The 12442-nt window shown below is 35.6% G+C and carries 12 protein-coding genes; 2 read left to right on the top strand and 10 right to left on the bottom strand.

The annotated features are described in order from the left end of the window. Nucleotides 1-78 precede the first annotated feature (78 nt). From MHB75_RS00490 to MHB75_RS00450, 9 genes are all read right to left on the bottom strand, one after another. Nucleotides 79-489 (bottom strand): TIGR03826 family flagellar region protein, encoded by a 411-nt coding sequence (locus MHB75_RS00490; RefSeq protein WP_340995170.1) that lies wholly within the window; start codon nucleotides 487-489, stop codon nucleotides 79-81. Nucleotides 490-558: 69 nt separating this feature from the next. Beyond that, nucleotides 559-990 (bottom strand): ComF family protein, encoded by a 432-nt coding sequence (locus MHB75_RS00485; RefSeq protein WP_340995169.1) that lies wholly within the window; start codon nucleotides 988-990, stop codon nucleotides 559-561. A gap of 317 nt (nucleotides 991-1307) precedes the next feature. After that, the gene (locus MHB75_RS00480; RefSeq protein ID WP_340995167.1) at nucleotides 1308-2429 is read right to left on the bottom strand and encodes an RNA-guided endonuclease InsQ/TnpB family protein; all 1122 of its coding nucleotides are present in this window, start codon (nucleotides 2427-2429) and stop codon (nucleotides 1308-1310) included. Then, nucleotides 2401-3033: an IS607 family transposase gene (locus tag MHB75_RS00475; protein WP_340995165.1), complete on the bottom strand. Its 633-nt coding sequence runs from the start codon at nucleotides 3031-3033 to the stop codon at nucleotides 2401-2403. Before MHB75_RS00475 ends, MHB75_RS00480 begins: the two co-directional genes overlap by 29 nt. A gap of 89 nt (nucleotides 3034-3122) precedes the next feature. Continuing rightward, a complete protein-coding gene (locus tag MHB75_RS00470; RefSeq protein WP_340995163.1) occupies nucleotides 3123-4511 on the bottom strand; it encodes a DEAD/DEAH box helicase in 1389 nt (462 codons plus the stop codon). A 202-nt stretch (nucleotides 4512-4713) separates the two neighbouring features. Next, nucleotides 4714-5556: a DegV family protein gene (locus MHB75_RS00465; RefSeq protein ID WP_141274759.1), complete on the bottom strand. Its 843-nt coding sequence runs from the start codon at nucleotides 5554-5556 to the stop codon at nucleotides 4714-4716. A gap of 101 nt (nucleotides 5557-5657) precedes the next feature. After that, nucleotides 5658-6425, bottom strand: a complete 768-nt coding sequence (locus MHB75_RS00460) for a nuclear transport factor 2 family protein (protein ID WP_340995162.1) — start codon at nucleotides 6423-6425, stop codon at nucleotides 5658-5660. Between the two features lie 168 nt (nucleotides 6426-6593). Further along, nucleotides 6594-7268, bottom strand: a complete 675-nt coding sequence (locus MHB75_RS00455; RefSeq protein WP_068455618.1) for a response regulator — start codon at nucleotides 7266-7268, stop codon at nucleotides 6594-6596. Nucleotides 7269-7309: 41 nt separating this feature from the next. Further along, nucleotides 7310-8458 carry a sensor histidine kinase gene (locus tag MHB75_RS00450; RefSeq protein WP_141274761.1) on the bottom strand — a complete coding sequence of 383 codons (1149 nt, stop codon included), beginning with the start codon at nucleotides 8456-8458 and terminating at the stop codon, nucleotides 7310-7312. 191 nt (nucleotides 8459-8649) lie between these two features. On the opposite strand from MHB75_RS00450, the gene MHB75_RS00445 reads away from it, so the two are divergent. Both MHB75_RS00445 and MHB75_RS00440 read left to right on the top strand, forming a co-directional pair. Then, nucleotides 8650-9276: a YigZ family protein gene (locus MHB75_RS00445; protein WP_340995158.1), complete on the top strand. Its 627-nt coding sequence runs from the start codon at nucleotides 8650-8652 to the stop codon at nucleotides 9274-9276. A 133-nt stretch (nucleotides 9277-9409) separates the two neighbouring features. Further along, complete coding sequence (locus MHB75_RS00440) at nucleotides 9410-10612, top strand: LCP family protein (protein ID WP_340995155.1); 1203 nt, start codon at nucleotides 9410-9412, stop codon at nucleotides 10610-10612. A gap of 605 nt (nucleotides 10613-11217) precedes the next feature. Here the strand turns inward: MHB75_RS00440 and MHB75_RS00435 are convergent. After that, on the bottom strand, nucleotides 11218-12255 hold the full coding sequence (locus MHB75_RS00435; protein WP_068455627.1) for a glycosyltransferase family 4 protein: 1038 nt from the start codon (nucleotides 12253-12255) through the stop codon (nucleotides 11218-11220). Between the last annotated feature and the right edge of the window lie 187 nt (nucleotides 12256-12442).

The raw sequence follows: 12442 nt of genomic DNA, 5'->3' as shown, positions 1-12442 counted from the left end.
CAAGAAATAACTCATTAGTTCAATATACCCTTACATCGTTTTCTAAACATCTCTTAAACTATTTTTTTACGATTTCTTTTATCTTTTATCAGATAAATACGTTCCTTTTTCTGCTTTCTTCACAGCTTCTCTAAATTCTTGCCCTGCTTCAAACTTACGTAACTCACCTTTTAATTCATCTTGGCATGAATTACATAACTTTCCAGTCGTCATTAAATGTCCACATTGGTCACACGGATAACCTAAATTCGGAAACAATGCTGGCTGTAAACGTCCTTTACGTACCCATTTGTGTAGCAAGTCTTCTTCTACACCTGTTGCTTCCACAATGCGTTCTACTGTTGCTGCGCGATTTTCACGTCTTCTTAAAAAACGATATACGTTTTCATATTGTTCTTCTTCAGCCATTGCACACTTTCCGCAAATATCGCGTACACCATTATAATTAAAAAATTCTCCACATCTTGGACAATTTCTGATTTCACCCATGTTTCATTACCTCCACATTTTTCAATCTACTATTAATGTCGACCATTTCTTCATGTAGTTTATCATAATTCACTTCTTTCCTGAGATGAAAATGGCTTCTTCAACTGATTTTGCACCTAATTCGAGTAAAATCGTTTTAGCATGCTTAATCGTCGTTCCAGTTGTGATTAAATCGTCAATTAATAGGATTTTTTGCTGTGATACATCTACTTGAGGTAAACTTTTGAAAAAAGAGGAGCTATTAATACGCTGTTCATATGTTTTTTTACTCTGTTGTGACATCGTCGTTTTTTCTAAAACCGATTGAAAAGGTAATTTCGCTTGTTGTAAGACGACTTCTACGGGTGAAAAGGTTCGCTTTTTTTCCATCTCAACATGCATCGGAATCGGAATAATTAAGTCATATTCCATACCCCTTACTTTATTTTTTAAAGCCTTAGCAAAAAAGTCCGCTACACGAATATCTTTTAAAAATTTAAATTGGTGCAGAACATCTTGCATAAATGAATTATAGAAATAGATAGCATGAGACTCGGATGTATATTCAATTTGTTCTTCACACGTTTTGCAACAGTACACAGAAGGTATTCCAAACAAAAATTGCGTGAAAGAACTTGGTTGCTGGATGATTTGATCACAAAATAAACAATGCATTATACACGCCCCGTTGCCAAAAACCTATAAAAATCTATAAGCAATGTTTATTTCCTGTTTCTTTGTATCTGCTTTTGCCGAAGCTACTCACATTTGATATGATACTCCACAGGCGTTAATTCGGGTACAACGAACCCTACACATTAGTAGTGTCTTGTAAGTGACTAAGCTACTAATTCTCCAAATTTAGCTAAATTTAACGCAGCATTCATATCTCTGTCTATCTCTAATCCACAGTCACACTTGTAAACTCTATCAGATAATTTTAAATCTGATTTAATTTGTCCACAGCACGAACATGTTTTAGAAGATGGGAAGAAACGTCCAACTTGTATAAATTCAATTCCGTATTTTTCACATTTGTATTTCAATTGACGGAGAAATTCATACATCTTTTGTTTGGCTACTGCTTTAGCTAAATGACGGTTTTTCATCATTCCAACTACATTCAAATCTTCCATCACAACTTTACAAGGTTTGGTTTTCACTATTGTATTTGTTGCTTGATGAATGTGGTTGTTTCTAATGTTAGCTAACCGTCTGTGTAGATTTCGTATTTGCTTTTCGATTTTTATAATGTTACATGTTTTGACAAATCGGTCTCCCTCCTTATTCATCTCATATTTTCGGGAAACGCTTCGCTGTAACCTACGTAAACGTTTCTCAATATTTCTCACTTCTTTTGTTTTGTTAATGTTTTTGAACACCATTTCGTTCGAGCAAATTGCTAATTCTTTAACTCCTAAATCTACTCCAATTACTTCATTCGTTAATTCTTGTTTTACTTGTTCTTGCTCTACTCCAACAGAGATATACCAATACTTTCCGTCAAAAGATACTCTAGGATTAGTATATTTCACCCCCATTGGGACTTGTTCAGAAGTTGCAACCCATCCTACTTTCTCAATTAACACCGTGTTCTTTTTTACTTTAAGTTTCACATTGTCATTATAGAAAGAAGATTTAGATTTCTTCTTAGACTTGAATCTTGGACGTTTCGCCAAACCTTTAAAGAATCTCTTATACGCATTACAAGCATCTTTAACAGCTTGCTTAGCTACATTATTTGATACTTCACTCAACCATTGGAAGTCCTCTTGTTTTTTAATTTGTGTGATTTCTTTTCTCAAAACATTGTCAGATAAGAATTTCAACCCTCGTTGATAATTTTCTTGTTGTCTAGCTAATGTCCAATTGTATACCCATCTTGCCACACCAGTAGATTTCCATAGTTGAATTTCTTGTTCTTTAGTTGGTTTAATTCGTATCTTCTTTGCTAGTATCATTCTCTTTCAACTCCTTAATTAATTTCTTAACCTTATTCGCCCGTCTCCCTTGTAATTTGCAACTAAATACAGTAACAATTTGAATTAAATCTTCGACCAACTCTTGATTATCTGTCATTGGAGTATTGTCGATAACCTCAATCTTTGTTCCGTATTTAGCAAATAAATTTTCCAAGAGTTCAAATCCGAATCGTAATAACCTATCTTTGTATAAAACTACAACCCTATCTACTTTGTAATTTAGGACTAAATCAATAACATCATTTAACCCTTTTTTGTTGTAGTTTATACCACTACCTATATCTTTCACAATCTTAAATGGATTACCTTGAGACAGTAAGTATGATTCCATGTTTTCCACTTGCCTCTGCAAATCATCCTTTTGCTTATGAGAAGATACTCGACAGTAGCCGATAGTTATTCTCGATTCTGATTCAGGAGAATGTAAACCAAGAAAATATTCAAGTTGTTGTTGAGAGTAATAACGGTGTCCAGAAGGTGCAGTATATTGAGGATTTAATTTATTTGTCTTATCCCAATTTCTTAAAGTCTGAACTGTTACTCCGATTTCTTTTGCGAATTGACCAATACTGTATTTTTTCATACATTTCATTCTCCTTTGAATTAGTGGATAATTCTATTACACCATGAAATGTATGAAAAATAAATAGTTTTTTATAGATATTTATAGATTTATTCTAACTGTTTAATTACCTCCTCACGATTCAAACGGATGATTTCGTTTCGAGCTAAATCCATCTGTCGCGTGATACCTGCGTGAAAAAAACAGACGTCTCCTGTAGGATACTCTTTCGACCGCCCTGCACGACCGCTAATTTGAATGAGCGCACTTGCATTAAAAATAGTCTCATCTGCTCCTAGCACTGCTACTTGTAAATTCGCAATCGTAATACCTCTTTCTAAAATCGTCGTCGTTAAAAGTCCTGGCACATCTCCTTTTCTTAAAGCTTGTACGCGTTCTTTTCGATAATCATCGCTCGCATGAACAGCATGCAGATTCTCATGTAGTTGTTGAAAGAGTGGTGCTGCTCTCTCCATTAATTCGATTGTAGGAAAAAATAGTAGGAATGGTTGCTGTTTAGTAATACACGACTCCACCCAATCGCTCAATCGTTTTGGAATGTGGTTCTTACGAAAAGATTTTTTATACGAGAATAGAGCAACAAAACGTGGTACAGGTAAATCAAAACCATGAAAACGTCGCGATAAAAAAGAATAGGTTTGCTGTTTTTCATATTTTTGTCGTTCATTTTTAGTAGGTGTCGCCGTTACTAAAATCGTTCTTCCCGTATCCTTTAGTGCTTTTTTGACAGCGAATTGTAACGCTTCATCATAGGTGTAAGGGAACGCATCTGCTTCATCGACTAAAATTAAATCAAAAGCTTGTTGAAAGCGTAAAAGTTGATGTGTTGTTGCGATGATTAACGGACTATACATGAGTGAAAAGCCACTTCCGCCGTAGAAAGCCTGTACAGGAATAGTCGAAAAAGCTTGTTGTATTCGCGGCATAAGTTCCAATACGACATCCGTTCTAGGTGTCGCGATGCAAACTCGCTTCCCCTTCTTTAATGCATCTTCTATAATCGGAAAAAGCATCTCTGTTTTGCCCGCACCTGTGACAGCATGAATTAAATGGTCTTTTTCATGTGCTGTACATTCTTTCACAACTCGCTGTTGCGAATCTGTTAGCGTTCCAGTCCACGTCATGCATAGTTCAGCTATATAATTTTTATACGTTGGACCACACCAGCTTATTAAATTTGTGCAATTACTTACTCTGCCCATTTTTAAGCAGTTTAAACAATACTTACAATGCCCTTCACACTGTTTACATAAGAATTCATGGAGTCTTTTACTATGACAACGCATACACTGTTTTTGTTGAATTCCAGGGGTTTTGATGAGCCATCGTTGCGTATTATGATAGCGAATTGTATCTTGTAAAAAAGGTAACTCTTCTTCAATCCAAATTCTTCCTTGTAAAAATTGTTGTATTTTCAAATCGTAAAGAGGGGTTTTAAGGGGGGTTTTTGTATGTAGGCAGCGACGTAATTTACGCATGGCTAGCCTCCTTATGGCACTAAAAAAGCACCTAGAACGAGTTGTCTAGGTGCTTCATGTAGAATATTGTTTAGTAAGTTAATCTTAACATGGATGATTGTAGAATACTATAGTATCATTCGACAAATATATTTAGAAAGCCGTATTTATGCCCTTCTTTACCCATTATTTTGGAAAAACAAAGTGATTTTTTACCCATTCATTATTTTTTGAACCAACCGATACCAATCGACCCTTCACCTAAATGGGTCCCAATTACAGGACCGAAATAGCTCATCTTGAATGAAGAATCTGGATAACGTGCAGCTAAATCATGCAGCCACGCTGTTGCCTCTTCTTCACAATTCCCATGAATAATCGCTACATCTAAAGCTCCATGTTTTTGAATGGCTTCATCTAGCATCGTTTCTGTACGTTTGATTGCTTTTTTACGCGTACGAATTTTTTCAAATGGCACAATGACTTTATTTTCAAAATGTAATACGGGTTTAATTTGTAGTAAACCGCCGATTAAAGCAGCTCCTGCTGATAAACGGCCACCGCGCTGCAAATGCGCTAAATCATCTACAATGAAGTATGCTTGCATAGAAGTACGCATTTTCTCTAATTCAGCAATAATTTCTTTCGCATTTTTACCTTCTGCCGCTAATTTTGCTGCATGAATAACAAAGAATCCTTGCACAGCACAAGCGATTTCGCTATCAAAACCATAAACATCGATTCCTTCAACCATTTCACCTGCTTGTAATGCGCCTTGATATGTACCACTAATCCCACTTGATAGATGGATTGTTACGACTTCATCATATTCTTTTGCAAGTTCCTCAAATTTCGCAACAAATTTACCGATTGGTGGTTGCGTTGTTTTTGGTAATTTTTTTTCATTACGTACACGATCATAAAACTCGCTCATCGTAATCGTTACTTCTTCTTCATAACTTTTATCATCAATGATGACACTCAGTGGCACCATATGGATGTTGTATGCTTCTCGTTCTTCCTTCGTTAGATAGGCCGTGCTATCTGTTACGATTGCTGTTGTCATAGTTCCGTTCACTCTCCTACTCAATCTATTTTATAAGATTTATGACGTAAATGGAAATAAAAAAAAGAGACCATCCTTCAAATAAATGGTCCCAAAGTCCATTATTGCCCTTGGTTTGCTGCACTTCCAATTGCTTGTAATGAAGTGATTTTCCAACCTGAACTCTCTTTTACAAATTGCGTTAGTTGCTTACCTTCATCGCTTACTTCACTATCATTTTGTGTGACTTCGACTAAAATATCTGCATACACATTTGCACGATTCCCAGTGTAATCGGTGATTGTAATATTTGATGCTGTACGCTTCATATCAAAGTTTTCGAAAATATTTTTTGTATTCATTAAGTCTTCTTGAAGATCAAAGCCTTCAGGATTTCGTGCTAACACCCGTTCATAACGACTTAAATCTTGATTGTTAAATGCATCAATATATTCATTAAAGGCTGCTAAGATATTCATCTGATCTTGCTTCGGAATATCTTCTGCTTCGTCTACATCACCTTCTACAACCGAATATCCTACAGGCTCAACATTTTCATTATTCCCTTCAATACCATCTTTTTTAGAAGGTTCTTTTTGCTGAACAGGTTGCTTTACTTCTTCTTGTGTTGGTGATGTATTTTCAGGTGTTTCTGTTTTTTCTTTTACGGACTCTTGTTTTTGACTAGCTTGTTCTTTATGTGAAACAACAGATGATTGTTGTTCTTCAGACATTGGATCATTTTGTGAAACTGTCATATCTTCATTACGATTTTCTTGTGTTGTATCTACTGCTGTTGAAGACGACTCTGTCTGCTTTGAAGATTCGCTACTGCATGCAGAAAGCAATAAGACACAAAATATCGCTAATGTAATATGCTTAAATGACATTTCCTAACCCCCCAGGTTATTGTAGCATGGAACTTATACACAATCTTATATTTTTCACTCCGATTAATGTACTTCATAGAACGATTTCTTGTCAAAAAAGTTGCCCTTTAAACTGCAAATAAAAAAACTCGAAACAGCAAATCACTGCTTCGAGTTTTCATCTAATAATTAACGGACTTCTACCCAACCATTTTTGATTGCTGTTACAACAGCTTGTGTACGGTCATTAACGTTCATTTTTTGTAAGATACTTGATACGTGGTTTTTAACTGTTTTTTCAGAGATGTATAATGATTCTCCGATTGCACGGTTACTTTGACCATCTGTTAATAATTGTAGTACTTCACACTCACGTTTTGTTAGTAAGTGGAATGGACGACGAATTTCTGTTTGATGGAAGTTACCTTTATTTTCACGTTCACTTAAACGACGGTATTCTGCTACTAAGTTACGTGTTACTTTTGGATGTAGATATGAACCACCCTTAGCTACGATTTTAATCGCACCAACAATCTCATCGGCATCCATTTCTTTTAACATATAACCCAATGCACCTGATTTTAATGCGTGTGATACGTATGATTCATCATCATGAATAGACAGCATAATTACTTTTGCTTCTGGATATTTCGCAATTAGTTGCTCTGTTGCTTCAATACCATTCATTTGAGGCATGTTAATATCCATTAGAATGACATCTGGTGAATATTCTTCGTATAAACGAAGTGCATCGACACCATCGTCACCTTCTGCAATCACATCAAAAGTACTTTCGAAATCAAGTATTCTTTTTACTCCCTCACGGAATAGTTGGTGATCATCTATAATAACTATTTTTGTCATGTTACTGTTCCTCCTATAGAAACGAAATCATATATTTATATTTACTTCTTTTTATCAAGCGGAATCGTTACTAATACAACGGTTCCTTGTTGTGGTGCGGAGTTTAATTCCATTTTACCACTTAATAACTCTACACGCTCACGCATACCGATAATTCCAAATGAACCTTCTTTACTTTCTTCTGGATTGAATCCTGTGCCGTTATCTTTAATTGACATGACAACATGATCTTTTTTCCAAATAAACGTAACTAAAATTTCTGTAGCCTGACCATGCTTCATTGCATTATTTACACATTCTTGTACAAGACGGAATACAGCCACTTCATAATTGGTTTTTAAACGAATCGCCTCACCAATTGAAGAAAAATGAACTTTAGTGCTTGGATTATATTCTTCTACTGAGTGCAAATATTTTTTTAGTGTTGGCACGATGCCTAAATCATCTAATGCCATTGGGCGTAAGTCGTAAATAATTCGTCTTACTTCGTGTAATGCATCGCGAACCATTCCTTTTAACGAAAGAATCTCTTCTAGCGCTTTTTCTACACCTTTTTCATCATATGTACGGTTGATCAAATCTGTTCGTAAAAGTACATTTGCAAGCATTTGAGCGGGACCATCATGAATTTCGCGTGAGATTCGCTTGCGTTCTTCTTCTGTTGCTTCAATAATCTTAATGGAAAAGCTTTCTTTCAACTTAGCATTTTCCAAAGCCGGACCTACGTGTTTTAAATCATACGTTAAGTAATTTAACACAACATTCACTTGATTTACTAGATGGTCTGCTTTTTCAATTGTGTCAAGAAGACTACGCATACGTCGTTCCAAGTCATCTCGACGTTCACGTAACGTCTTTTCTTCAGCTTGTACCACTGAATGACGAATTTGAATCTTGTTAGCTTCCTCATATGCAACTCGTACTTGTTCTTCCGTATAGGAATTAAAGTTTCTTGATACTTCTGCTAAATATTGACGCGCATGTTTTGATCTTTTTTCTAATAAATCGTTCTCTTCTATGATATTCTTTATTTTATGACGAATATCATCTAGCTCGAGTTTCATTTCTTCAAATGAGCGACGGCTTTGTTCGCTAATTGTGAAAATATCATGTTTTGATTCATCAATCGTTTTTACCATTCGATTAAATACTAAATCAAGTGACTTTATATCGAATTTGTCTTGTGTCATATCCATACTCCTTATAAATCATGCTACATTACAATTCTTAGTCTTTAGGTTGAATTAGTTAATTATATTTATAATAATTCGCACTGTCTATTCAATTATAACATTTTTGTGTCAAAACTATATATAAAATATTTTTCAAATCAGTGAAATTTTAAAGGGGTCTACTATTTTTTTAACAAGGAGGAAACAAAATGCGAGAAAATTATAGAACACTTAAGTCTTTAGGGACTAAAGAACTCGTTATTTCGAAATCAAGATTTATAGCACATTGTACCAGAGCTGAAACAGAAGAAGAGGCTTTAGCGTTCATTCAACACATAAAAAAAGAGCATAGTAGTGCTACACACAACTGTTCTGCTTACTTAATTGGTGAACATGATCAAATTCAAAAAGCAAACGATGATGGTGAGCCGAGTGGTACAGCCGGTGTTCCAATGCTCGATGTTTTAAAAAAACAAGGATTAAAAGATTGTGTTGTTGTCGTGACTAGATACTATGGTGGTATAAAATTAGGTGCTGGTGGATTAGTTCGTGCATATGGTAAAGCGACTTCACAAGGATTAGAAGCAGCTCAAATTGTCGAACGAAAATTACACAAAAAAATGAAGGTATCAGTTGATTACACATTACTAGGTAAAATCGAAAATGAAATTAGACAATCTGATTATATATTAGATGATATTGTCTATATGGAAGGCGTCGATTTCTTTGTATTCGTTGATCGTTTTCAAGAAGATACATTTAGAGAATGGATGACAAATTTAACAAGTGGACAATGTACTATCTCCGTTATAGAAGAGCGCTTTTTAGAATTTTAATTTTCAGTAAAAACATAGTATAATAAAAATTATTGTCTGATTTTATTTGGCAAGCAACCATTTAAAAAACAATAGCGTCTTACAACCTAGAAGACATGAATACGATGAAGACTATTTTTAAAGGAGAACTTTTATGCCAAGAAAAAGACAGGTTTACAAAAGTCACGTCAAAAAGAAACAAAAAAAGAGTGGCGGTATTTTAAAAGTAACCTTAATTATTTTATTGATTGCCTTACTCGTTGCAGGCTCTTACCTTGCTTATTTATATTATGTAGGTAAAAAAGCGGCAGATAAAGCTTATGACAATAACGGTCGCGTGAAATCTGAATTACGAACAGAACAAGTAAAACCGCTTGAAGATAATATTTCAATTCTATTTGCAGGTGTAGATGATAGTGAAAAACGTGGGCAAGGAAATATCCATTCACGCTCAGACTCATTGATGCTCGCTACACTCAACAATAAGGATCATAGCGTAAAACTATTGAGCATTCCTCGTGATTCTTATGTGTATATTCCTGCGTTTAAATACCAAGATAAAATTACACATGCGCATACAGATTCAACAGGTATTCTTTCAACGATTGATTCTGTCGAGAATTTATTAAATATCCCTGTCGATTATTATTTTGAATTGAATTTTGATGCATTTATTCAAATCGTTGATGCACTAGATGGTATTGAAGTCGATGTACCTTACAAATTAGACGAGTTAGATGAAAATGATAAACGTACAGTTCATTTACAACCGGGTGTTCAAACATTAAATGGTCGTGAAGCACTTGCTTTAGCACGTACACGCCATTATGACGATGACTTTAAGCGCGGTGAACGTCAGCAAATGATTTTAGAAGCAATTGCGAAAAAAGCAACCTCTGTTTCATCTTTCACAAAATATGATGCTTTACTAACAGCAATTGGTGACAACATGACAACAAATATGAAATTCGATGAGATGAAGTCATTCTTCTCTTATTTAAAAGGTGGGATGCCTAAAATCACATCACTTAAATTAGAAGGAACAAATGACATGTCAACTGGTGTTTACTACTTTAAATTGAATGATGAGAGCGTATTAAAGGTACGTCAACAACTTCAAAAACAACTTGGTTTAACACCTGATCAAAGTTTAGATTCTCATAGTAATAAAGGTGGGAATGCAAGCAATTCAACAACAACGAATGCGACTGATGGCGAATCTACCACTACTGATAACGGCGTAGCCGGAACGAAAGAACAGAGTGAAAATCCATCAGATGGTAGTTATTCAAACTATAGTGGGAATAGTAATGGTGGACAAGGATATAGCTCAAATTCTTATAGTGATAACAATTAATGAAATGATTGGCGTGTGTACATTTTGTACACATGCTTTTTTATGGTTTTTGAAGGTCGGGCGAGTGTCCCGTTTTCACCCTCGAGTGTCTCGAATCAAATAGCGAGTGATCCATTTTCACCCTCGAATGTCCCGTTTTCGCCCTCGAATGTCCCGAATCCAATAGCGAGTGATCCATTTTCACCCTCGAATGTCCCGTTTTCACCCTCGAGTGACCCAACTCCCTCTACCAGTGACCCGTTCCGCCACATCAATGCTCGTTTTCACACAACCATAGACAATTTAAGTTCTCTAATTACTCAAATGCCTTGAAGAAAGTTCAATCAGGAGTGGCTTTCGGGCGAGTGTCCCGTTTTCGCCCTCGAGTGTCCCGAATCCAATAGCGAGTGATCCATTTTCACCCTCGAATGTCCCGTTTTCTCCCTCGAGTGTCCCGCTTTCGCCCTCGAGTGTCCCGAATCAAATGACGAGTGACCCAACTCCCTCTACCAGTGACCCGTTCCGCCACATCAATGCTCGTTTTCACACTGGAATAGTTAATTTAATCCACTAAAAAAGGTTTCCAACAGAATCATTCTGCTGAAAACCTTTAGTTACTCATTTTTTTATTTTTTTTTAACGAGATTGAGTAGTGGGCGGTATTTCGCTCCTGCTAGTCCAATTACTTCTACAAATAATTCAATTACAAGTAATAAAATAATACCGAGTAAGATTGCTCCCCATAACTTAGCCATAGAGAAGATAATGGCTGCTAAACCGAACATCGCAGCAATTCCATAGATAATTAAGACCGTTTGGCGATGTGTAAAACCAATGCTTAATAATCGATGATGTAAATGTGATTTATCTGGTTGGAAAGGCGGTTGTTTATTTAATAAACGACGCACAATAGCAAAGAATGTATCAGAAATCGGTACACCTAACATAATAATAGGAATAATTAATGAAACGAATGTAACATTTTTAAATCCAAGTAAGGCTAATACAGAAATGATAAAACCAAGGAATAATGCACCTGTGTCCCCCATGAAAATCTTCGCTGGATGGAAATTATAAAATAAGAATCCGAATGAACTAGCTGCTAAAATTAGCGCCATCATAAGAACAAATACATCATTCATAATGAATGCCATGGCAGCGAGTGTTAATAATGCAATCGTTGACACACCGGCTGCTAGACCATCTAGCCCATCAATTAAGTTAATCGCATTCGTAATCCCAACAATCCAAATTAATGTTAACGGAATACTTAAATAACCAAAATCTAATTCGCCACCGAATGGCAAGTTAATTGATGCGAGTTGAATATCTCCAAAGAAAATGACAATTGCTGCTGCAATCGTCTGACCTAAGAATTTTGACTTCGCTGAAATCTCGAGCATATCATCTAAAACACCCGTTAAAATGATAATGAAACTTGCAATTAAGATTGGAATCATCGCATCATTTTCAGGTCGATAAATTAATACACCTATTAAAAACGCGAGGAATATTGCAAGACCACCCAATCGTGGCATGATTTTAGCATGCACTTTACGATAGTTTGGTCGATCGACGGCACCAACGCGATATGCAAGCTTTTTAACGAGTGGAGTTAGTAATACAGATGCAACAAAAGCTGCAATCAACGCGAGGTAGCTCATACCCTTCCTCCTTATATAATGAAAAACTGTTCTATACCAACAGTTCATTTTAATGTAATTCTAAATACACTGTATTATAGCATGAAATTTAAAAAAGAGAATAGTGTCTACTATTTATTTCTAACTATAGTATGTCCTATTCAATAAGACGCTTACATTTTTAAAGAGGTTGCAATAAAAGAAGTGC

The organism is Kurthia sp. FSL E2-0154 (assembly GCF_038003625.1).
GTDB lineage: Bacteria > Bacillota > Bacilli > Bacillales_A > Planococcaceae > Kurthia > Kurthia gibsonii.
This window is presented reverse-complemented; position numbering and strand designations above follow the sequence as displayed.